At 58.5% G+C, this 23,558-nt stretch carries 17 protein-coding genes; 14 read left to right on the top strand and 3 right to left on the bottom strand.

Features of this window, described 5'->3' with window-relative positions; genetic code table 11:
• Nucleotides 1-11 precede the first annotated feature (11 nt).
• Entirely contained in the window at nucleotides 12-1,151 is a 1,140-nt protein-coding gene (locus ABVR31_RS04530) for a glycerate kinase (protein WP_125310159.1), read from the top strand.
• Between the two features lie 173 nt (nucleotides 1,152-1,324).
• On the opposite strand, the gene barA is transcribed toward ABVR31_RS04530, so the two are convergent.
• Complete coding sequence (barA, locus tag ABVR31_RS04535; protein WP_150059300.1) at nucleotides 1,325-4,054, bottom strand: two-component sensor histidine kinase BarA; 2,730 nt, start codon at nucleotides 4,052-4,054, stop codon at nucleotides 1,325-1,327.
• Between the two features lie 90 nt (nucleotides 4,055-4,144).
• Between barA and rlmD the strand changes: the two genes are divergently transcribed.
• The 6 genes from rlmD (at nucleotide 4,145) to queE (ending at nucleotide 12,712) form a co-directional block, all read left to right on the top strand.
• Nucleotides 4,145-5,461 (top strand): 23S rRNA (uracil(1939)-C(5))-methyltransferase RlmD, encoded by a 1,317-nt coding sequence (gene rlmD / locus ABVR31_RS04540; protein WP_372771905.1) that lies wholly within the window; start codon nucleotides 4,145-4,147, stop codon nucleotides 5,459-5,461.
• Between the two features lie 32 nt (nucleotides 5,462-5,493).
• On the top strand, nucleotides 5,494-7,728 hold the full coding sequence (gene relA / locus ABVR31_RS04545) for a GTP diphosphokinase (RefSeq protein WP_372771907.1): 2,235 nt from the start codon (nucleotides 5,494-5,496) through the stop codon (nucleotides 7,726-7,728).
• Nucleotides 7,729-7,836: 108 nt separating this feature from the next.
• Entirely contained in the window at nucleotides 7,837-8,619 is a 783-nt protein-coding gene (gene mazG / locus ABVR31_RS04550; RefSeq protein ID WP_125310165.1) for a nucleoside triphosphate pyrophosphohydrolase, read from the top strand.
• Between the two features lie 259 nt (nucleotides 8,620-8,878).
• A complete protein-coding gene (gene pyrG / locus ABVR31_RS04555; protein ID WP_021507363.1) occupies nucleotides 8,879-10,516 on the top strand; it encodes a glutamine hydrolyzing CTP synthase in 1,638 nt (545 codons plus the stop codon).
• A gap of 77 nt (nucleotides 10,517-10,593) precedes the next feature.
• Nucleotides 10,594-11,892 carry a phosphopyruvate hydratase gene (eno, locus tag ABVR31_RS04560; RefSeq protein ID WP_021507362.1) on the top strand — a complete coding sequence of 433 codons (1,299 nt, stop codon included), beginning with the start codon at nucleotides 10,594-10,596 and terminating at the stop codon, nucleotides 11,890-11,892.
• A 148-nt stretch (nucleotides 11,893-12,040) separates the two neighbouring features.
• Entirely contained in the window at nucleotides 12,041-12,712 is a 672-nt protein-coding gene (gene queE, locus ABVR31_RS04565) for a 7-carboxy-7-deazaguanine synthase QueE (RefSeq protein WP_021507361.1), read from the top strand.
• 203 nt (nucleotides 12,713-12,915) lie between these two features.
• Here the strand turns inward: queE and queD are convergent, their stop codons facing one another.
• Nucleotides 12,916-13,278, bottom strand: a complete 363-nt coding sequence (gene queD, locus ABVR31_RS04570; RefSeq protein ID WP_176428100.1) for a 6-carboxytetrahydropterin synthase QueD — start codon at nucleotides 13,276-13,278, stop codon at nucleotides 12,916-12,918.
• 293 nt (nucleotides 13,279-13,571) lie between these two features.
• Here queD and cysJ point away from each other — a divergent pair, with 293 nt between their 5' ends.
• From cysJ to ABVR31_RS04585, 3 genes are read left to right on the top strand one after another with little or no spacing between them, the layout of a single operon-like run.
• A complete protein-coding gene (gene cysJ / locus ABVR31_RS04575; protein ID WP_059010908.1) occupies nucleotides 13,572-15,374 on the top strand; it encodes an NADPH-dependent assimilatory sulfite reductase flavoprotein subunit in 1,803 nt (600 codons plus the stop codon).
• Nucleotides 15,374-17,098 (top strand): assimilatory sulfite reductase (NADPH) hemoprotein subunit, encoded by a 1,725-nt coding sequence (gene cysI, locus ABVR31_RS04580; RefSeq protein WP_021507358.1) that lies wholly within the window; start codon nucleotides 15,374-15,376, stop codon nucleotides 17,096-17,098. The genes cysJ and cysI overlap by 1 nt, the downstream gene beginning before the upstream one ends.
• On the top strand, nucleotides 17,095-17,829 hold the full coding sequence (locus ABVR31_RS04585) for a phosphoadenylyl-sulfate reductase (RefSeq protein ID WP_058759741.1): 735 nt from the start codon (nucleotides 17,095-17,097) through the stop codon (nucleotides 17,827-17,829). Before cysI ends, ABVR31_RS04585 begins: the two co-directional genes overlap by 4 nt.
• Nucleotides 17,830-17,885: 56 nt before the next feature.
• On the opposite strand, the gene ABVR31_RS04590 is transcribed toward ABVR31_RS04585, so the two are convergent.
• On the bottom strand, nucleotides 17,886-18,905 hold the full coding sequence (locus tag ABVR31_RS04590) for an aminopeptidase (protein ID WP_058775990.1): 1,020 nt from the start codon (nucleotides 18,903-18,905) through the stop codon (nucleotides 17,886-17,888).
• 248 nt (nucleotides 18,906-19,153) lie between these two features.
• Here ABVR31_RS04590 and cysG point away from each other — a divergent pair, with 248 nt between their 5' ends.
• Genes cysG through cysC form a run of 4 tightly spaced genes read left to right on the top strand, consistent with a single transcriptional unit; the run spans nucleotide 19,154 to nucleotide 23,530 of the window.
• Nucleotides 19,154-20,569 (top strand): siroheme synthase CysG, encoded by a 1,416-nt coding sequence (gene cysG / locus ABVR31_RS04595; protein ID WP_059010912.1) that lies wholly within the window; start codon nucleotides 19,154-19,156, stop codon nucleotides 20,567-20,569.
• Nucleotides 20,570-20,578: 9 nt separating this feature from the next.
• On the top strand, nucleotides 20,579-21,487 hold the full coding sequence (cysD, locus tag ABVR31_RS04600) for a sulfate adenylyltransferase subunit CysD (RefSeq protein ID WP_021507354.1): 909 nt from the start codon (nucleotides 20,579-20,581) through the stop codon (nucleotides 21,485-21,487).
• 10 nt (nucleotides 21,488-21,497) lie between these two features.
• Entirely contained in the window at nucleotides 21,498-22,925 is a 1,428-nt protein-coding gene (gene cysN, locus ABVR31_RS04605; RefSeq protein WP_058759743.1) for a sulfate adenylyltransferase subunit CysN, read from the top strand.
• Nucleotides 22,925-23,530 carry an adenylyl-sulfate kinase gene (gene cysC / locus ABVR31_RS04610; protein ID WP_021507352.1) on the top strand — a complete coding sequence of 202 codons (606 nt, stop codon included), beginning with the start codon at nucleotides 22,925-22,927 and terminating at the stop codon, nucleotides 23,528-23,530. The genes cysN and cysC overlap by 1 nt, the downstream gene beginning before the upstream one ends.
• Nucleotides 23,531-23,558: the final 28 nt, after the last annotated feature.

The raw sequence follows: 23,558 nt of genomic DNA on the forward strand, positions 1-23,558 counted from the left end.
TCGGATTGCCTATGAAAATTGTCATCGCACCGGATTCATACAAAGAGAGTTTGTCCGCCCTGGAAGTGGCTACCGCGATAGAAGCGGGATTTCGCGAAATTTTCCCCGCCGCTGACTATGTCAAAATACCGGTCGCCGACGGCGGAGAAGGCACGGTTGAAGCAATGGTGGCGGCAACCCAGGGCAACATCGTCAGACTGACGGTGACCGGGCCGCTCGGCGAGCCGGTCGACGCGTTTTACGGATTATCCGGTGATGCGCGTACCGCCTTTATTGAGATGGCGGCGGCCAGCGGGCTGGAGCTGGTGCCTGCGGCACAGCGTGATCCGCTGATCACCACCTCCTACGGTACCGGTGAACTGATCAAAAATGCGCTGGATCGCGGCGTCGATCACATCATCATCGGCATCGGCGGCAGCGCCACTAACGACGGCGGTGCCGGCATGGTGCAGGCGCTCGGTGCCCGGCTGCTGGACAGCGACGGCAGCGGGATTGGCTATGGCGGCGGGGCACTGCCGCAGCTGGCGAAGATTGATATCGCCGATCTGGATCCGCGCCTGCTGCAGTGCCGCATTGAAGTGGCGTGCGACGTGACCAATCCGCTGATTGGCGAAGAGGGGGCGTCGGCGATTTTTGGCCCGCAGAAAGGGGCCACGCCGCAGCTGGTGCAGCAGCTGGATGCCGCGCTCGGCCATTACGCCGCGATTATTCAGCGCGACCTGGATATTGATGTGCTGCACATCGCCGGCGGTGGCGCTGCCGGCGGCATGGGCGCGGCGCTGCATGCGTTTTGCCACGCGGAACTGCGGCGCGGCATTGAGATTGTCACCGAAGCGCTGGGACTGGCGCAGCAGGTGCAGGATGCCGATCTGGTGATTACCGGTGAAGGGCGCATCGACAGTCAGTCAGTCAACGGCAAAGTGCCGGTTGGCGTAGCGCAGGTGGCGAAGCAGTTCAATAAGCCGGTGATCGGTATTGCCGGCAGCCTGACGGCGGATGTCGGTGTGGTGCATCAGCACGGGATCGACGCGGTGTACAGCGTGCTGTCGGGTATCTGTTCGCTGGAAGAGGCGCTGGCCAATGCCGCGCAGAATGTCCGCCTGACGGCAAGGAATGTTGCTGCCACGATTAAGGTGGGGCAGGGGTTGTAGGGGGGAGGCGGTGCGGTTTTTCCCTCACCCCAGCCCTCTCCCGCAGGCGGGAGAGGGGGCTGATGGTGCACGGATTTGGATTTCGCGCTGTTCCTCTTCATCGCACCGCACGGTTCCCTCTCCCGCCGGGAGAGGGTTAGGGTGAGGGCCCAGCCCACAACCCACAACCCTGACTACACCACGCCCAGCACCTGACGCGCTTCGCGCGCCACATTCGCCATCTCGTCGCTCAGCTCCAGCAGCTCTGGTTCCAGCGCTGCGATATCGCTCTCCTGATGCAGACTCTTCTCCAGCTGCTGACACAGCTGTTTCAGCCGCGGCACGCCGCTGTAGCTGGCGCTGCCGTGCAGCTTGTGGATAATCTCGCGCAGCCCATCGACGTCATTCTGCGCCATACATTGCGCCACGCGCTGCTCCACTTCCGGCAGAAAATCCAGCAGCATCTGCAGCAGATCGCGCGCCAGCTCGGCTTTATTCGCCGCCTGGCGCAGCGCAAGCGCCCAGTCGAGTGAGGGCGCGATCGCCGGTTGTCGTACCGCGCTCGCCACGCTGCCCGGCGCATAGCGCTGCAGCAGCTGCTTCAGCTTGTCCTCATCAATCGGTTTGGCGAGATAATCATTCATGCCGGCGGCGATCAGCTGCTCGCGTTCGCCATCCAGCGCATGCGCCGTGACCGCGACAATCGGCGTGCTGGCGTGCTGTGGCAGGCTGCGGATGATCTCGCTGGCGCGGATGCCGTCGATGTCCGGCATCTGAATATCCATCAGAATCACGTCCAGCCGCTGCTGCCGCGCCTGATGAATCGCCTGACTGGCGTTGTCGCACAGAATGATGTTCTGGACCTGCTCCTCCAGCAATGCGCCGATCAGCTTCAGGTTGGCCGGATTATCATCCACTGCCATCACCGTCAGCGGCTGTCTTACGCCGCGCGGGGCGGCGTCGCTGTGACGCATGTTGAGATCGAGCAGCATCGGCAGCAAACGCGTCAGCGACACCGGTTTGGCAATGCAGCCGGCGATACCGCGCGCGCGCAAATCATCGGCGAACAGCATCATTTCGCTCGGCAGCGCCAGCAGCACCGAGTCGGCGTGTGCGCGCAGGCGGGCAATCAGCGCATCGGACAGCGTAGCCGGATGCGGATCGCTGACCGGCAGCCCCATCAGCAGCAGCGGGAAGTGGGCGTCGGGCAGATCGTCAAGGCTGGCAAAGTGCTGCACCTGCAGAGGCGTAATGCTCAGCATCTCCTGAACCGCTTTCGCCACCGCCGGGTGGGGTTCGATATAAGCCAGCGGCGTGGCGTGCAGATCGTCCAGCATGCGTGGAATCGCCGGTGCATTAGGATTGAGATCCAGATGTACCTGTACCCAGAAGGTGGAGCCCTGATTCTGCCGGCTGTGGAAGGCGATTTCACCGCCCATTTCGTGCACCAGTTTCTGCGTAATCACCAGGCCAAGACCGGTACCGCCGTGACGGCGCGAAATACTGGCGTCCGCCTGACGAAAGGCCTGGAACAGCTGCGACTGCTGCTGCTCAGAGATACCAATGCCGGTATCGTGCACCTGAATCTCGAGTTCCGCCCGCGTGATGCTGAGATGACGCAGCTCGACGCGCAGATCAATGTGGCCGCGCTCGGTGAATTTGATGGCGTTGCCAATCAGGTTGATCAGAATTTGCTGCAGACGCAGCGGATCGCCAATCACATTATCCGGCACCTGTTTCTCCAGGCACACAGTGATCTCGAGCCCTTTCTCATGCGCGGACGGTGCCAGCAGCACCAGCGTTTCATCCAGCGTGGCGCGCAGCGGGAACGGGATCGACTCCAGCACCAGCTTACCGGCTTCCAGTTTGGAGAAATCGAGCACGTCGTTAATGATGCTGAGCAGGTTATTGGCCGAACGCTCAATGGTGCTCATGTAATCACGCTGGTTGGTGCTCAGCCCGGTTTTCAGCATCTGGCGGGTAAAGCCAATCACGCCATTGAGCGGCGTGCGAAGCTCGTGCGACATATTGGCGAGAAACTCCGACTTGATGCGTGCCGCTTCCTGGGCGCGCTTTTTCGCCAGGTCCAGTTCGACGTTCTGAATCTCCAGCTGCTCCAGCGTTTCGCGCAGATCGTAGGTTGCCTGATCGATGTTCTGCTGCATCTCTTCATGATAGGCAGTGAGCGACATCGCCATGGCGTTGATGCCGTTTTTCAGGATGCTCAGCTCGCCCAGCATGTAGCCATCCACGCGGCTGTCGAGCTGGCCACGCCGGATGCGGTCCACGGTGGTAACCATATTGCGAATCGGGCCGGTGACGTCGCGCATCAGTCGATAGGCAAACAGCATGGCGATACACAGGCAAAACAGCAGCAGCAGAGTGGCGACAAACACCTCTTTGTACTGCTCCAGCCGCACCGACTGCAGATCCAGCTCAATCGCCACATAACCCAGCGGATTGCCTGCCGGCTTGGCGTCTTCACCCGGCAGTTCGTCCACCGAATAGCGTTCAGAGATGATCGGCGTGCGCAGCACCATCAGGTTGCCGTGTCGCTCCACCGACACGCCATCCGCCAGCGTGGAAATATCGGCTTTTTGCAGCAGCGCGAGGTTCTGGTTGTTATTGGAGCTGACGTAGATGTGATTGTTGTTGTCGAAAACCGTAATGGCACGGACAATATCGGAATGACGGCGATGCAGCAGGCTGACCAGCTCGCGAATCGCATCACGATTATGCCACGTCATGCCGTACTCGCTCGACACCGCCAGCGGTTCGATAATGTTAGCGCCGGCATCGCGCACCTGGTGCTGCAGTTCGTTGTAGCGGTGCACCACGAAGAAGGTACTGAGCAGCAGGCCAATCATCAGCGTCGGCGCCAGTATCAGAATCATCATTCGCGCCCGCAGGCTGTATTTGGTCATAATTGTGGCCTGGCGACTCCTGGCATTTTATCCCTGTGCAAAAACCGCGTACGGCTGCACACCTAATGAAAACTGAGAATTCACAATACTATGGCGCAATTTTACTCCGCAAAACAGCGCGTGACGACGAAGCAACGTCTCAGCGTCACCATTGACGAGCTCGATCCCTTTGGTCAGGGCGTGGCGCGCCATAACGGTAAAACCCTGTTTGTCAGCGGCGCGCTACCCGGCGAACAGGCCGAGGTGATCCTGACCGAAGACAAGCGTCAGTTTGCGCGCGGCAAAGCCAGAAAGATTACACAACCGAGCCCGCAGCGCCAGCAACCGCGCTGCATCCATTTCGGCGTGTGCGGCGGCTGCCAGCAGCAGCACGTGTCCGTGGCGCTGCAGCAGGAGAGCAAAGCGCGGGCGCTGGGCCGCATGCTGAGTCAGGAAGCGGCGCTGCCGGTGCAGGTTGATGAGATCATCAGCGCTGCGCCCTGGGGCTATCGCCGGCGCGCGCGTCTCGGTTTGCAGTGGCTGCCGAAGCAGCAGCGCCTGCAGATGGGCTTCCGTCAGGCGGGCAGTAACGATCTGATTGATGTGACGCAATGCCCCGTTTTGGTGCCCGAGCTTGAGGCGCTGCTGCAGCCGCTGCACCACTGTCTCAGCCGCCTGCACGCAGTGAAACGGCTGGGGCATGTGGAACTGGTGCTGGCGGATAACGGTCCGCTAATGGTGCTGCGCCATCTTGATGCGCTCTCCGCTGCAGACCGGACAAAACTGGAACGTTTTTCGCATGAGCACCGGCTGATGATCTGGCTGGCGGACGGCAGTGACGCGCTGCAGGCGTTCGGCGCGGAGCAGCCTTACTATCGCTCGTTTGATTTGCAGCTAACCTTTAGCCCGCAGGATTTCATTCAGGTCAACGATGGCGTGAATCAGCAGATGGTGGCACAGGCGATTGCCTGGCTGGATCTGCAGCCGGACGATCGGGTGCTCGATCTGTTCTGCGGCATGGGCAACTTCACATTGCCGCTAGGAAAGTTCGTACAAAATGCGGTGGGTGTGGAGGGCGTTGCAGCATTAGTGCGCCAGGCAGAGTATAATGCTCAGCTTAACAATCTCAGAAATGTCTGCTTCTTCCAGCACAATTTAGAGGAAGATGTCTCGCGCCAGCCCTGGGCGGCGCAGGGATTTAATAAGGTGTTACTGGATCCGGCGCGTGCCGGGGCCGCGGGCGTGATGTCGCATATCGTTAAACTTGCGCCGCAACGCGTGGTCTATGTTTCCTGTAACCCGACAACACTTGCCCGCGACAGTCAGACATTACTGTCAGCGGGCTACCATCTGGAAAGGGTCGCGATGCTGGATATGTTCCCTCATACCAGCCATCTCGAATCCATGGTGCTGTTTAGCAAAACATAAGCGATGTTTAAGTCGCTGTGGCAGGAGAGGATATGGTTGCGGTTAGAAGTGCGCATTTAAATACGGCCGGGGAATTTGCCCTTGACCAGTGGATCGCCAGCTTGAGTATCAGTAATCCGCAATCCTGCGAACGACTGGCGGAAACATGGCGCTACTGTGAAGCCGAAACGCACGACCATCCAGATCAGGCTCTGCTGCTGTGGCGCGGTATTGAGATGGTGGAAATTCTCACCATGCTCAGTATGGACATCGACAGTCTGCGCGCCGCGCTGCTGTTCCCGCTGGCCAATGCGGGCGTGGTGAGCGAAGAGGATCTGGAGAAGGCCTTTGGCAAAAGCATCGTCTCGCTGGTGCACGGCGTGCGCGATATGGATGCCATCCGCCAGCTGAAAGCCATTCACAACGACTCAATGGCCTCAGAGCAGGTGGATAACGTGCGCCGCATGCTGCTGGCGATGGTGGAAGATTTCCGCTGCGTGGTCATCAAGCTGGCAGAGCGTATCGCCCATCTGCGCGAGATGAAAGATGCGCCGGAAGATGAGCGCGTGCTGGCGGCGAAAGAGAGCACCAACATCTATGCGCCGCTGGCCAACCGTCTCGGTATCGGCCAGCTCAAATGGGAGCTGGAAGATTACTGCTTCCGCTATCTCCATCCTGACGAATACAAACGCATCGCCAAACTGCTGCATGAACGCCGCATCGATCGTGAACAATACATTGATAACTTCGTCGATAACCTGCGTAAAGAGATGCAAAAAGAGGGCGTGCGTGCGGAAGTTTACGGCCGTCCCAAGCATATCTACAGCATCTGGCGCAAAATGCAGAAGAAGTCGCTGGCGTTTGATGAGCTGTTCGACGTGCGCGCAGTGCGCATCGTCGCTGAACGTCTGCAGGACTGCTACGGCGCGCTCGGTACCGTCCACACGCTGTATCGTCATCTGCCTAGCGAGTTCGACGATTACGTCGCCAATCCCAAGCCAAACGGCTATCAGTCGATTCATACCGTAGTGCTGGGCCCGCAGGGCAAAACGGTCGAGATTCAGATCCGTACCCGTCAGATGCACGAGGACGCTGAACTGGGCGTCGCGGCACACTGGAAGTACAAAGAAGGACCGACGGCCAGCAACGCACGCGGTGCCGCAGGGCACGAAGAGCGCATCGCCTGGCTGCGTAAACTGATTACCTGGCAGGAAGAGATGGCGGATTCCGGCGAGATGCTGGAAGAGGTGCGCAGCCAGGTATTTGATGACCGCGTTTATGTGTTTACGCCAAAGGGCGACGTGGTCGATTTGCCGGCCGGTTCCACGCCGCTCGACTTTGCCTACCACATTCACAGTGATATTGGTCATCGCTGCATCGGTGCCAAAATCGGCGGCCGTATTGTGCCCTTTACCTATCAGCTGCAGATGGGCGATCAGATTGAGGTGATCACCCAGAAGCAGCCGAACCCGAGCCGCGACTGGCTGAACCCCAACCTCGGCTATATCACCACCAGCCGCGGACGCTCGAAGATTCATGCCTGGTTCCGTAAACAGGATCGCGACAAAAATATCGCGGCCGGCCGGCAGATTCTGGATAGCGAGCTGGGCCAGCTGGATATCAGCATGCGCGAAGCCGAGAAGCTGCTGCTGCCGCGTTATAACGTCAGCTCGCAGGATGAGCTGCTGGCGATGATTGGCGGCGGGGATATCCGTCTTAACCAGATGGTTAACTTCCTGCAGGCGAAGCTCAACAAGCCGAGCGCTGAAGAGGAAGATCGCGAGGCGCTGCGTCAGCTGACGCAGAAATCGCATCAGCCGTCGTCGGCGCGTAAAGAGAGTGGCCGCGTGGTGGTGGAGGGCGTCGGCAATCTGCTGCACCACATTGCGCGCTGCTGCCAGCCAATTCCGGGCGATGATATTGTCGGGTTTATTACCCAGGGGCGCGGCATTTCGATTCACCGCGCCGACTGCGATCAGCTCAGCGAACTGATTTCGCATGCGCCGGAACGGATTGTCGATGCGGTGTGGGGCGAAAGTTACTCCAGCGGTTATTCGCTGGTGGTACGCGTGACGGCCAACGATCGCAGCGGGCTGCTGCGCGACATCACCACCATTCTGGCCAATGAAAAGGTCAACGTGCTGGGCGTGTCCAGCCGCAGCGACACCAAAAAGCAGCTCGCCACCATCGATATGGATATCGAGATTTATAACCAGCAGGTGCTGGGGCGCGTGCTGGCGCGCCTTAATCAGGTGCCGGATATTATCGATGCGCGCCGCTTAAATTAAGCCCTGCTGAGACCGGTGCGCAGCAATGCGCACCCGGGCAAAACCGCGTAATTACCCTGCAGGGTCGCCATTAATGGCGGCTTTTATCTTGTTGTTCCGGGGACTTTCATGACTGCTTTAAACCGCCTGCTCACCATCATGCAAACCCTGCGCGATCCGGTGCGCGGCTGCCCGTGGGATCGCCAGCAGACCTTTGCCTCTATTGCGCCGTACACGCTGGAAGAGACCTATGAAGTTATCGACGCCATCCAGCGCGAAGACTTTGACGATCTGCGCGGCGAACTGGGCGATCTGCTGTTTCAGGTGGTGTTCTACGCCCGCATGGCCGAGGAGCAGCAGCGTTTCAATTTCGATGACATCTGCAACGCCATCAGTGACAAACTTGAGCGTCGCCATCCGCACATCTTCGGCGAAGTCCAGGTCGATTCCACGGCCGAGGTGCTGAAAAACTGGGAGGCGATCAAGCAGCGCGAGCGTGCGGAGAAGTCGCAGCACTCGGTGCTGGACGATATCCCGAAAGCGCTGCCGGCGCTGATGCGCGCCTATAAAATTCAGAAGCGCTGTCACAGCGTAGGCTTCGACTGGGACAGCCTCGGGCCGGTGCTGGATAAAGTGCATGAAGAGATCGACGAAGTGATGCATGAAGCCCAGCAGGCGGTAGTGGACAGCGACAAGCTGGAAGAGGAGATTGGCGATCTGCTGTTCGCTACCGTCAATCTGTCACGCCATCTCGGCAGCAAAGCGGAAACCGCGCTGCAAAAGGCCAACGACAAGTTCGAGCGCCGCTTTCGTCAGGTAGAGAATATTATTCAGGCCCAGGGGCTGAGCATGGAACAGGCTACGCTGGCGCAGATGGAAGCCGCCTGGCAGCAGGTCAAAGCCGGCGAATAACCTAATTCAACCTTTCTGCGCAGCGCCGGTGATTATTCCAGCTCTGCGCATAAAATCACCGCCTGAGCTTACTCGATTCAGCCAGTCGGCAACTTTGTGACGTACGTCAACATTTCACCCGGCACTCTCCGCTATGTTACAGGCTGTAATGCGAGGAGGATGGTGTGATTCATCAATTGTGGCTGCGGACGACTTCGGGTATACTGTTTTCCCGTCCTGGTTATTCCACCGTCTTTAAACCTAAACTCTCAGGTTCAGCATGACAACGAATTATATTTTTGTGACCGGCGGGGTCGTTTCCTCTCTGGGCAAAGGCATTGCCGCAGCCTCCCTCGCAGCCATCCTTGAAGCACGTGGTCTGAATGTGACCATCATGAAACTCGATCCGTATATCAACGTCGATCCGGGTACCATGAGCCCTACGCAGCACGGTGAAGTGTTCGTCACCGATGACGGGGCCGAGACCGATCTGGATTTAGGTCACTACGAGCGCTTCATCCGTACCAAAATGTCGCGCCGCAACAACTTTACTACCGGCCGTATCTACTCAGAAGTGCTGCGCAAAGAGCGTCGCGGCGACTATCTGGGCGCGACCATTCAGGTTATCCCACACATCACCAACGCCATCAAAGAGCGCATTATTGAAGGTGGCGAAGGTCATGACGTCGTGCTGGTGGAAATCGGCGGAACCGTGGGCGATATCGAATCCCTGCCGTTCCTGGAAGCGATTCGCCAGATGGCGGTCGATGTTGGCCGTGAACACACCATGTATATGCACCTGACGCTGGTGCCTTACATGGCGGCGGCGGGTGAAGTGAAAACCAAGCCAACTCAGCACTCGGTTAAAGAGCTGCTGTCGATTGGTATTCAGCCTGACGTGCTGATTTGCCGTTCAGACCGCGCGGTGCCGGCTAACGAGCGCGCGAAGATCGCCCTGTTCTGTAACGTGCCGGAAAAAGCGGTTATCTCGCTGAAAGACGTAGATTCGATCTACAAGATCCCGGGCCTGCTGAAATCGCAGGGTCTGGATGATTACATCTGCAAGCGTTTTAACCTGAGCGCGCCGGAAGCCAATCTGGCCGAGTGGGAGCAGGTGATTTACGAAGAAGCCAATCCGGGCGGCGAAGTGACCATCGGTATGGTCGGCAAATATGTCGAACTGCCGGATGCCTACAAATCTGTGATTGAAGCGCTGAAGCACGGCGGCCTGAAAAATCGCGTCACCGTGAACATCAAGCTGATCGATTCGCAGGATGTGGAAACGCGCGGCGTCGAAATTCTGAAAGATCTTGATGCTATCCTGATTCCTGGTGGCTTCGGTTACCGTGGTGTGGAAGGGAAATTGCTGACCGCGCAATACGCGCGTGAAAACAACATTCCGTACCTCGGCATTTGCCTTGGCATGCAGATTGCGCTGATGGAATTCGCGCGCAACGTGGCCGGGATGGAAGGCGCCAACTCCACTGAATTTGTGCCAGACTGTAAGTACCCGGTGGTTGCGTTAATCACCGAATGGCGCGATGAAAACGGTAACGTTGAACAGCGTACCGAGCAGAGCGATCTGGGCGGCACCATGCGTCTGGGAAGCCAGCAGTGCCAGCTGACGCCGGAAAGTAAAGTGCGCCAGCTGTACGGCTCTGACGTCATTACTGAGCGTCATCGCCACCGTTACGAAGTAAACAATCTGCTGCTGAAGCAGATTGAAGCGGCGGGTCTGCACATTGCAGGCCGTTCCGGCGACGATCAACTGGTGGAGATCATCGAGATCCCGAATCATCCATGGTTTGTAGCCTGCCAGTTCCACCCGGAATTCACGTCGACTCCGCGTGATGGTCATCCGCTGTTCGCTGGCTTTGTGAAAGCCGCGCAGGAGCACCAGAAGCGTTTAGCGAAGTAAGAGTTTAACGAACAGCGCGCGAACTTTTCGCGCGTTGTTTGTCTTAGGATTGACTAACTTGTACTGAGGAAAATCGAATGTCCAAAATCGTTAAAGTCATCGGTCGCGAAATCATCGACTCCCGTGGCAACCCGACTGTAGAAGCAGAAGTGCATCTGGAAGGCGGTTTCGTTGGTCTGGCTGCTGCGCCATCAGGTGCATCAACTGGTTCACGCGAAGCACTGGAGCTGCGTGACGGTGATAAGTCTCGTTTCCTGGGCAAAGGCGTAACCAAAGCGGTTGCTGCGGTTAACGGCCCAATCGCTGACGCGGTAAAAGGCAAAGATGCCAAAGACCAGGCGAACATCGATAAGATCATGATCGAGCTGGACGGTACTGACAACAAATCCAACTTCGGTGCAAACGCCATTCTGGCGGTTTCTCTGGCAGCAGCGAAAGCAGCAGCGGCTTCTAAAGGTCTGCCACTGTACGCACACATTGCAGAACTGAACGGCACCCCGGGCAAATACTCTATGCCACTGCCAATGATGAACATCATCAACGGTGGTGAGCACGCGGATAACAACGTTGATATCCAGGAGTTCATGATTCAGCCGGTTGGCGCGAAAACCGTGAAAGAAGCCATTCGTATGGGTTCTGAAGTATTCCATCACCTGGCTAAAGTCCTGAAAGCCAAAGGCATGAACACCGCGGTGGGTGACGAAGGTGGCTACGCGCCAAACCTGGGTTCAAACGCCGAAGCGCTGGCCGTTATCGCCGAAGCTGTTAAAGCAGCAGGCTACGAGCTTGGCAAAGACATCACCCTGGCGATGGACTGCGCAGCATCTGAATTCTACAAAGACGGCAAATATGTGCTGGCTGGCGAAGGCAACAAAGCCTTCACTTCTGAAGAGTTCACCCACTTCCTGGAAGACCTGACCAAACAGTACCCAATCGTTTCTATCGAAGACGGTCTGGATGAGTCTGACTGGAACGGCTTCGCTTACCAGACCAAAGTGCTGGGCGACAAAATTCAGCTGGTGGGCGACGACCTGTTCGTGACCAACACCAAAATCCTGAAAGAAGGCATCGAGAAAGGCATCGCTAACTCTATCCTGATCAAATTCAACCAGATCGGTTCTCTGACCGAAACCCTGGCTGCGATCAAGATGGCGAAAGACGCTGGCTACACCGCGGTCATCTCTCACCGCTCTGGCGAAACTGAAGATGCGACCATCGCTGACCTGGCGGTCGGTACTGCCGCTGGCCAGATCAAAACCGGTTCTATGAGCCGTTCTGACCGCGTTGCTAAGTACAACCAGTTGATTCGTATCGAAGAAGCGCTGGGTGACAAAGCGCCGTTCAACGGTCTGAAAGAAGTTAAAGGCCAGGCGTAATCGCTGCGGATGTGGCTAAATGGCCACATCGCCTGACATCAAGCCCCGCCTCGTGCGGGGCTTTTGCTTTTTATGGCACGAAGCAGCTGTGAAGCGACGCACAAAATCTGCCATAATCTGCGCCTCGAATTTCTGACGTGAGTAAAAAATGTTCTACCCGATTAACGAAATGTTCCAGACGCTGCAGGGCGAAGGTTTTTACACCGGCGTGCCGGCCATCTTTATCCGCTTACAAGGATGTCCGGTGGGCTGTAGCTGGTGTGATACCAAACATACCTGGGAAACGCGGGCGGATCGGGAGACGTCGCTGGGGGACATTCTGGTCAAAACCGTGGAGAGCGATGCCTGGGGCAGCGCCGATGCGGCCACGCTGATTGAGAGCATTCAGCGTCAGGGCTGGACCGCCCGCCATGTGGTAATCACCGGCGGTGAGCCGGCAATTTTTGACTTACGTCCACTGACCGAAGCGCTGGAAGCGGCCGGTTTTCAGTGTCAGATTGAAACCAGCGGCACGCATGAAGTGCACTGTTCCGCTGCCACCTGGGTGACGGTGTCGCCGAAGGTGAACATGCGGGGTGGCTACGATGTGCTGCCGCAGGCGCTGCAGCGTGCCGATGAGATTAAACATCCGGTGGCGCGTGAGCGGGATGTGGAAGCGCTGGATGCGCTGCTGGCTGGCCTGCAGGATGAGAAAAAACGCATTGTGGCGCTGCAGCCCATCAGCCGTGGCGAGGCGGCGACCAGACTGTGTATCGAAACCTGCATTGCCCGCAACTGGCGGCTTTCGATGCAGACGCACAAATACCTGAACATCGCCTGATTCACCGAATGCGCACCCGGCAAAATCAACGCCATTGTGGCGGGTAAGCATCAATGCGCACCCTACAAACTCATTACACCGTAGGGTCGCCATTGATGGCGACCTGGCCAATGGTAGCCGATGCGCATCAATGCGCACCCTGTAAATCGCATTACACCGTAGGGTCGCCATTGATGGCGACCTTCTGACCTTTCCCGCGACTGTCAGCCGCGATAGACGCAGCCTGCGGTGCAGGTCTCTTTGATCATCACCGCACTCAGCTCAGGCAGAATCGGCTTCATCTCATCCCAGATCCATTTCGCCAGCACTTCGCTGGTCGGGTTCTCCAGACCGGGAATATCGTTGAGATAATGGTGATCGAGGCGATCGTAGATCGGCCTGAACGCCGCCTTTAGTTCGGCAAAATCCATTACCCAACCGGTATGCGCATCCACTTCACCGGTAATTTCCAGTCGCACCAGAAATGAATGGCCGTGCAGACGACCGCATTTATGCCCTTCCGGCACGTGAGGTAAGCGGTGGGCCGCTTCAAACTGGAACTCTTTAAACAGCGTGGTAGACATAATGGCTCTCAGACGTAAAAACCGCTGAAGTCTACCTGAAAAGCAGATTTTTCGCACCCGCCAGCGCTGAAAAGGGCATTTCTGCCGATCTGCCGTTTACGCCGTAAATTAACTGATTGAATTACGACAACTTTATTTACCACTTTTACTGGTTAGTCTGACCCAAAAAACCACTTAGTCATTTTGGTTATTTATTATGTCGAAGCCTTATTTAATCGTTAATATACAGGCCGGTAACCTACCCACTCTTCCGCCGCTTCCCGGTACGGATTTCTGACACTGGAATTTTTAACGCGATGACGACTCAGGCACCCCCAGCGATGCTTCCGCTATCCCCGGAGCAAATTGCGCGCTTACAGGCCGCGACCACCGATTTCAATCCAACGCAGCTGGCATGGCTCTCGGGCTACTTCTGGGGCATGGTTAATCAGGCACCGGGCACCGTTGCCGCGCCTGCGCCAGTCGCCGCTGAGGTGCCGGGCATTACGCTGATCTCCGCCTCCCAAACCGGCAATGCGCGCCGGCTGGCCGAGCAGCTGCGTGACGATTTGCTGGCGGCGAAACTGAGCGTCAACCTGGTGAATGCCGGCGACTATAAATTCAAACAGATCGGTCAGGAAAAACTGCTGGTCATCGTGACCTCAACGCAGGGCGAGGGCGAACCGCCGGAAGAGGCGGTGGCGCTGCATAAATTCCTGCTGTCGAAGAAAGCGCCGAAGCTGAGTGATACCGCCTTTGCCGTGTTTGGTCTTGGCGATACCTCCTATGAATTTTTCAGTCAGGCCGGTAAAGACTTCGACCAGCGTCTGGCTGAACTGGGCGGCGAACGCCTGCTGGATCGCGTGGATGCCGATGTTGAATACAGCGAACTGGCCAGCGCCTGGCGTCTGCAGCTCACCGATATTCTCAAAGCGCGCGTGCCGGCGGAACCGGCAGCGCAGCTGGCAGCCAGCGCGGCTGGCAGCGTCAACCAGGTGGACAGCAGTCCTTACACCAAAGAAGCGCCACTCACCGCCAGCTTTGCCCTGAACCAGAAAATTACCGGTCGCAACTCAGATAAAGACGTGCGCCATATCGAAATCGATCTGGGGGATTCCGGTCTGCGTTACCAGCCAGGCGATGCGCTCGGCGTATGGTATGAAAACGATGCGGAACTGGTACAGGAGCTGCTGCAGCTGGTATGGCTGAAAGGCGATGAGCAGGTCGAGGTGCGCGGAGAAACCCTGCCGCTGGCCGAGGCGCTGCAGAAACATTTTGAGCTGACGGTCAACACGCCGCAGATCGTCGAGCAGTATGCAGCCCTGTCGCGCAATGAGGCGCTGCTGGCGCTGGCGGGCGACAAGCCGAAGCTGCAAAGCTTCGCGCAGAGTTTCCCGATTGTCGACATGGTGCGCCAGGCGCCCACCGAACTGAACGCTGGCCAGCTGACTGGCCTGCTGCGTCCGCTGACGCCGCGGCTTTACTCCATCGCCTCGTCGCAGGCGGAGAGCGAAACCGAAGTGCATATTACCGTCGGCGCGGTGCGTTATGAAATTGACGGCCGTCAGCGCGGCGGCGGCGCTTCCACCTGGCTAGCCGATCGGCTGGAAGAAGATGGCGAAATCCGCGTGTTCATCGAGCATAACGATAATTTCCGCCTGCCGGCCAATCCGGATGCGCCGGTGATCATGATCGGCCCGGGCACCGGTATTGCCCCGTTCCGCGCCTTCATGCAACAGCGTGAAAACGACGGTGCCAGCGGTAAAAACTGGCTGTTCTTTGGTAATCCGCACTTCACCGAAGATTTCCTCTATCAGGTAGAGTGGCAGAAATACGTTAAAGACGGTCTGCTGACCCATATCGATCTGGCGTGGTCACGCGATCAGGCCGAAAAGATTTACGTACAGGATAAAATCCGCGCCAGAGGAGCGGAAGTGTGGCGCTGGATTGAAGAGGGCGCGCACCTGTACGTCTGCGGCGACGCCAATCGCATGGCGAAAGACGTTGAACAGGCATTACTGGATGTGGTGGTCGAACACGGCGGCATGGATCGTGAAACCGCTGACGAATTTTTAAGTGAGCTGCGCATTGAGCGCCGTTATCAGCGAGACGTTTACTAATGAGCGAAAAACATCCTGGACCGCTGGTGGTTGAAGGCAAACTTTCCGACGCCGAGCGTCTGAAAAAGCAGAGCAACTACCTGCGCGGCACCATTTTAGAAGATCTCGACAATGGCCTGACCGGCGGCTTTACCGGCGATAACTTCCTGCTGATCCGTTTTCACGGCATGTACCAGCAGGATGACCGCGACATCCGCGCCGAGCGCGCTGCGCAGAAGCTGGAACCGCGTCATGCCATGATGCTGCGCTGCCGTCTGCCGGGCGGCATCATCACGCCAACGCAGTGGCTGGCGATTGACAAATTTGCCACCGACAAAACGCTGTACGGCAGCATTCGCCTGACTAACCGTCAGACGTTCCAGTTTCACGGCATTCTTAAGAAGAACGTCAAGCCAACTCACCAGATGCTGCATGAAGTCGGACTGGACGCGCTGGCCACCGCTAACGACGTCAACCGTAACGTGCTGTGTACCTCGAACCCGGTGGAGTCAGAGCTGCATCAGGAAGCGTATGAGTGGGCGAAAAAGCTTTCCGAGCACCTGCTGCCGCAGACGCGCGCCTACGCCGAGATCTGGTGGGATCAGGAGAAGGTCGCCACCACCGATCAGGAGCCGATCCTCGGTGAGACCTATTTGCCACGTAAGTTTAAAACCACCGTGGTGGTGCCGCCGCACAATGATGTCGATCTGCACGCGAACGATCTGAACTTCATCGCCATTGCGGAGAACGGCAAGCTGATTGGCTTTAACCTGCTGGTCGGCGGCGGCTTGTCGATTGAGCACGGCAACAAAGCCACTTACGCGCGCACCGCCAGCGAGTTTGGCTATCTGCCGGTGGAGAAGATCCTTGATGTGGCTGCAGCGGTGGTCACCACGCAGCGCGACTGGGGTAACCGTACCGATCGTAAAAATGCCAAAACCAAATACACGCTGGAGCGCGTCGGCGTCGAGACCTTTAAAGCCGAAGTCGAGAAGCGTGCCGGCCTGACCTTCGAGCCGATTCGCCCATACGAATTTACCACCCGTGGCGATCGCATCGGCTGGGTGAAGGGCATCGACAAGAAATGGCACCTGACGCTGTTTATCGAAAACGGTCGCCTGCTGGATTATCCGGGCCGTCCGCTGAAGCGCGGTATCGCGGAGATTGCCAAAGTGCATCAGGGCGATTTCCGCCTGACCGCCAATCAGAACCTGATTGTGGCCGGCGTACCAGAGGCGCAGAAAGCGCAGATCGAAGCCATTGCGCGTGAGCACGGCCTGATGGAAGCGGTCACGCCGCAGCGTGAAAACTCCATGGCCTGCGTGGCCTTCCCGACCTGTCCGCTGGCGATGGCTGAAGCCGAACGCTTCCTGCCGTCCTTCGTCAGCAAAGTGGAGGAGATCATGCACCGCCACGGCGTCGGCGAAGAGCACATAGTGTTACGCGTTACCGGTTGTCCGAACGGTTGCGGGCGTGCCATGCTGGCCGAACTGGGCCTGGTGGGCAAAGCGCCGGGCCGTTACAACCTGCATATTGGTGGTAATCGCATCGGCACGCGCATCCCGCGCATGTACCGCGAAAACATCACGGAAAACGAAATCCTCGCCAGCATCGATGAGCTGGTGGCGCGCTGGGCCAGCGAGCGCACGGCGGATGAAGGGTTTGGTGACTTCGTGATTCGCGCGGGCATTGTGCAGCCGGTGGTCGATCCCGCCCGTGATTTCTGGGACCCGGAGGCAGTATGACACTACCCGATCTCGCCAGCCTGAACAGCGGCAGCAAAGTCGATCGCATCATGGCGCTGGCGGAAAGCAACGTCCAGCTGGAAAAGCTCTCTGCCGAACAGCGCGTCAGCTGGGCGCTGGAGCAGCTGCCGGGCGCCTTTGTGCTGTCGTCGAGTTTTGGTATTCAGGCGGCGGTACTGCTGCACATGGTCACGCAGCAGCGCCCGGATATTCCGGTGATCCTCACCGATACCGGTTATCTCTTCCCTGAGACCTACCGCTTCATTGATGAACTGACGCAGCAGCTGAACCTGAATCTGCAGATCTTCCGCGCCGAAACCTCACCGGCTTGGCAGGAAGCGCGCTACGGCAAGCTGTGGGAGCAGGGCGTTGAAGGGATCGAGCAGTACAACCAGCTGAACAAAGTCGAGCCGATGAACCGCGCGCTGCAAACGCTGGGTGCGCAGACCTGGTTTGCCGGCCTGCGCCGCGATCAGTCCGGCAGCCGTGCCAGCCTGCCGGTACTGGCCGTGCAGCGTGGCGTGTTCAAAATCCTGCCGATCATCGACTGGGACAACCGTCAGGTGCACCAGTATCTGAAGCAGCATGGGCTGAAGTACCATCCGCTGTGGGACGAAGGTTACCTCTCCGTGGGCGATACGCACACCACACGCAAATGGGAGCCGGGGATGGCCGAGGAAGAGACGCGCTTTTTCGGCCTCAAACGCGAGTGCGGGTTACACGAAGGCTGACGGGCGCAATTGCTGCGGGTGCGCAGCGGTGCGCACCCGCAAAAACCGGCAAGATCTTACAACGTCGGATTAGCCAGCTCCGTCAGTAGCGGCTGCAAAATGCGTACGCTGTCGCGCGTGCGCTGATGGATGCGCCCCGGCAGCCAGTGGTCGATGTAAGTCAGATTATCGCGCCCGGTCTGGTGGCGCACCGTACCCTCCGGAAAATGCGGTGAACGTGCACGCTGCTGCTCACCGGCTTTATTGCCCAGCGCCCAGTTGGCTGCGGTAACGTCCAGCAGCGGAATCCCGGCTTTATCAAACGGATTAACGCCCGGGTAATCGCGTGCGGTCAGCACGTGGCTGGCGGCCGTGATGCCGTAACGGTGCGCAATCTGCAGGGCGCGCGCGCTGGTCTGCTTGCGTACCGCCGCTGGTGTATTCATGCCGTTATTAAAGTAGAGGCGATCGCCAACGATCAGGCTATTCAGATCGATCACCAGCAGCGTATCTTTCTTCTCCTGCACGCTCATGCGCGCCAGATAATCATCCATACCGTGTAAACCGGCTTCGCCTGCGCTCAGTGCCACAAAGCGCACGCCATAGTGCAGCGGCGTTTGACTCAGCGCCTGCGCCAGCTCCAGCATCACGCCCAGCCCGGAAGCGTTATCGTCCACGCCCTGCAAACGCAGGCCGCCGAGATTATTGTCTGCCTCGTGCTGGCTGAGCGGCGTCCAGGTATCCAGATGGGTGACGATCAGAATCTCCTGCGGCACGCTGCCGGCGCGTGCGGCGATCACCGAGGTCGCCGTCACTTTATGGCGGCGCGTGATGCCCTGTTTCTCCAGCCAGTTGTAGCTGGTATTGAACTGCCGGGTATTGCTCTGATAACCAAGCTGGGTGAACTGCTGCTGCAGATAATCTGCCGTCATCAGCTCGGCGGGGCTGCCGCTCATGCGGCCGGGGAAATAGGTAGCGATGTGACGCAGCTGCTGTTCGGCAAAGTGGCCAGGGGCGATCGCTGCAGCCTGCGCCAAAAGAGGCAAACCGCCGGCAATCAGTGCTGCCAGCACGCTGCGGCGGAGAGTGGCAAACATAGTGGTTGTCCTTTTCTGACATCCCGTCAGGGTAAAAAAATTCTGAGTTAGTATGAAACTGTGACGCCGCCTGCACAATTTGTATCGCTCCGAAACACCAGCAATATCATTTGTTAAGCACAAATTGTTATCAGCAATCCCGGTGCGTTATTCCATTTGGTAACTACTCATGCTAATTCGTAATTTCATCTGCCAGAAGGCGGGGACGTATAGTCGCGTTAACTTATTGTAAAACTAACAAGGTTAACGTGGATTACTTGCCTCTCTTTGCCGATCTCAAAAGCCGTCCGGTGCTGGTGGTCGGCGGTGGCGAAATCGCTGCGCGTAAAATTGAGCTGCTGCGGCGTGCCGGTGCGCACGTGCGGGTAGCCGCGCGCGAGCTCGGCCATGAACTGCAGGCGCTGCGCGACATTAACGCCATCGAGTGGATTGCTCAGCACTTCGACGCGGCGCAGCTGGACGATGTTTTCCTCGTGATTGCCGCCACCGACGATAACGCCCTCAACGCGCAGGTATTTGATGCCGCTAATGCGCGCCACAAGCTGGTGAATGTGGTCGACGACCAGCCAAAATGCAGCTTTATCTTCCCGTCGATTGTTGACCGCTCACCGCTGGTAGTGGCGATCTCCTCGAGCGGCACCGCGCCGGTGCTGGCGCGTCTGCTGCGTGAAAAAATCGAAGCGCTGCTGCCCGCCAATCTCGGACAGATGGCCGAAGTGGCCGGTCAGTGGCGCGACAAAGTCAAACAGCGCTACCACAAAATGTCTGACCGTCGTCGCTTCTGGGAGCGGGCTTTTAATGGCCTGTTTGCCAGCCAGATGGCGGCGGGTAACGTCAACGAGGCGCGCCGCACGCTCGATCGTGAACTGGAAAACACCTCCGATAATCAGGGTGAAATCACGCTGGTCGGTGCCGGACCGGGCGACAGCGGTCTGCTGACGCTGCGCGGGCTGCAGGTGATGCAGCTGGCCGACGTGGTGCTGTATGACCATCTGGTCAGCGACGAGGTGCTGGAGCTGGTAAGACGCGATGCCGATCGTATCTGCGTCGGCAAACGCGCCGGCGCCCATTCGGTGCCGCAGGAAGAGACCAATCAGCTGCTGGTGACGCTGGCGCAGCAGGGCAAGCGCGTGGTGCGCCTGAAAGGCGGCGATCCGTTTATTTTTGGCCGCGGCGGCGAAGAGCTGCAGGCGGCGCAGGCGGCGGGCATTCCGTTCCAGGTGGTGCCGGGCATCACCGCGGCCGCGGGTGCTACCGCGTATGCCGGTATTCCGTTAACCCACCGCGATTATGCCCAGAGCGTGCTGTTTATTACCGGTCACTGCCGCGCCGACGGCGACGGTATCGACTGGCCGTCGCTGGCGCGCGCGCGTCAGACGCTGGCAATTTACATGGGCACGGTGAAAGCGGCGGAAATTGCCGCCGGGCTGATCGAACACGGCCGCGCGCCGTCAACGCCAGTGGCGGTGATTGGTCGCGGCACGCGTCAGGATCAACAGGTGCTGACCGGCACCTTAGCACAACTCGAGGCGCTGGCTGCTGCCGCGCCAACGCCAGCGCTATTAGTGATTGGCGAAGTGGTGAATCTGCACGGGCAACTTGCCTGGTTCCAACATTCGGCACAGCAGGGGGCTCGCGAGTCCGCCGTTGTCAATTTGGCTTGAGGAAAAATTATGGACCAAAATCGTCTCACTCATCTGCGCCAGCTGGAGGCAGAGAGTATCCATATCATCCGCGAGGTGGCGGCCGAGTTCAGCAATCCGGTGATGATGTACTCCATCGGTAAAGACTCCTCGGTGATGCTGCATCTGGCGCGCAAAGCCTTCTATCCGGGCACGCTGCCGTTTCCGCTGCTGCACGTTGATACCGGCTGGAAATTCCGTGAAATGTACGAGTTCCGCGATCGCACCGTGAAAGCGATGGGCGCAGAGCTGCTGGTGCACCGTAACCCGGAAGGCGTGGCGATGGGCATTAACCCGTTCGTGCACGGCAGCGCCAAACACACCGACATCATGAAAACCGAGGGCCTGAAGCAGGCGCTGAACAAATATGGTTTTGATGCGGCATTCGGTGGCGCACGCCGTGACGAAGAGAAGTCGCGCGCCAAAGAGCGTATCTATTCGTTCCGCGATCGTTTCCACCGCTGGGATCCGAAGAACCAGCGTCCGGAGCTGTGGCACAACTACAATGGCCAGATCAACAAAGGCGAAAGCATCCGCGTGTTCCCGCTCTCCAACTGGACCGAGCTGGATATCTGGCAGTACATCTTCCTGGAAAACATCGAAATCGTGCCGCTGTACCTGGCTGCACCGCGCCCGGTACTGGAGCGCGACGGCATGCTGATGATGATTGATGACGATCGTATCAACCTGCAGCCGGGAGAAGTGATTAAGCAGCGTATGGTGCGCTTCCGTACCCTCGGCTGCTGGCCGCTGACCGGCGCGGTGGAATCCGAGGCGCAGACGCTGCCGGAAATCATTGAAGAGATGCTGGTCTCCACCACCAGTGAACGTCAGGGGCGCGTGATTGACCGCGACCAGGCCGGTTCGATGGAACTGAAAAAACGTCAGGGTTATTTCTAAGGAGACGCCGATGAATACCGTTATTGCCCAACAGATTGCCGAGCAGGGCGGCGTTGAAGCCTGGCTGACCGCGCAACAACACAAAAGCCTGCTGCGTTTCCTCACCTGCGGCAGCGTCGACGACGGCAAAAGTACGCTGATTGGCCGTCTGCTGCACGATACGCGCCAGATTTATGAAGATCAGCTGTCCTCGCTGCACAACGACAGCAAACGCCACGGCACCCAGGGCGAGAAACTCGATCTGGCCCTGCTGGTTGATGGCCTGCAGGCCGAGCGCGAGCAGGGCATCACTATCGATGTGGCCTATCGCTATTTCTCCACCGAGAAGCGCAAGTTCATCATCGCCGACACGCCGGGGCACGAGCAGTACACCCGCAACATGGCGACCGGTGCCTCAACCTGCGATCTGGCGATCCTGCTGATCGATGCGCGCAAAGGCGTGCTGGATCAGACCCGTCGCCACAGCTTTATCGCCACGCTGCTGGGCATCAAACATCTGGTGGTGGCGATCAACAAGATGGATCTGGTGGCATACAGCCAGGAGACCTTCGAGCAGATCAAACAGGATTACCTCGATTTTGCCGCGCAGCTGCCGGACGATCTCGATATCCGCTTTGTGCCGATGTCGGCGCTGGAAGGCGATAACGTCGCCACCCCGAGCGTAACCATGCCGTGGTACAGCGGCCCGACGCTGCTCGACGTGCTGGAGACGGTAGAGCTGAAGCGTGTGGTCGACACGCAGCCGATGCGCTTCCCGGTGCAGTATGTTAACCGGCCGAACCTCGACTTCCGTGGCTATGCCGGTACGCTGGCATCGGGCGTGGTGAGCGTCGGCCAGCGAGTGAAAGTGCTGCCGTCCGGCGTGGAATCCAGCGTTGCGCGTATCGTCACCTTTGATGGCGACCTGCAGCAGGCGGCCGCCGGTGAGGCGATTACCCTGGTGCTGAACGATGAGATCGACATCAGCCGTGGCGATCTGCTGGTGGATGCCGCAGCCGATTTGCAGGCGGTGCAGTCCGCGACCGTCGACGTGGTGTGGATGGCGGAACAGCCGCTGCAGCCGGGACAAAGCTATGAAGTGAAAATTGCCGGCAAGAAAGCGCGTGGCCGCATCGAAAAGATTCTCCATCAGGTGGAGATCAATACGCTGGAAAAACGCGCGGTCGACAGCCTGCCGCTCAACGGCATCGGTCTGGTAGAAGTGACGTTTGATGAACCGATGGTGCTGGATGCTTACCAGCAGAACCCGGTGACCGGCGGCATGATCTTTATCGATCGCCTGAGCAACGTGACCGTCGGTGCCGGCATGATCCATCAGCCGCTGAGCGCCGCGCGCAGTCAGGCTGGCCAGTACAGTGATTTCGAGCTGGAGCTGAACGCGCTGGTGCGGCGTCACTTCCCGCACTGGAACGCACGCGACCTGCTGGGCGGTCAGTAATGGCGCAGCACGACGAAAACGTGGTGTGGCATGACCATCCGGTCACGCGCGCTGAACGCGAACAGCAGCACGGCCATCGTGGCGTGGTGCTGTGGTTTACCGGGCTCTCAGGCTCGGGTAAATCCACCGTGGCCGGTGCGCTGGAGCAGGCGCTGCACCGGCTGGGCGTCAGCACCTATCTGCTGGACGGCGACAATGTGCGTCACGGCCTGTGCCGCGATCTCGGTTTCAGCGATGAAGACCGCAAAGAGAATATCCGGCGCGTGGGTGAAGTGGCGAAACTGATGGTGGATGCCGGACTGGTGGTGCTGACGGCGTTCATCTCGCCGCACCGTGCCGAGCGCCAGATGGTGCGCGATCTGCTCGGTGACGGGCAGTTTATCGAGGTGTTCGTCGATACGCCGCTGGCGGTGTGCGAAGCGCGCGATCCGAAAGGCTTGTATAAAAAAGCCCGTGCCGGCGAGCTACGTAACTTCACCGGTATCGACAGCGTTTACGAGGCGCCGGACGCGCCGGAAATCCAGCTGGATGGTGAACAATTGGTTACAAAACTGACCGGCCAATTGTTAGACCTGCTGCGCCACCACGATATCATCAGATCCTGAACCGACAGCGGCAAATCTCACGGTTTGC

It is taken from the genome of Pantoea sp. WEP (assembly GCF_041678305.1).
GTDB lineage: Bacteria > Pseudomonadota > Gammaproteobacteria > Enterobacterales > Enterobacteriaceae > Pantoea > Pantoea dispersa.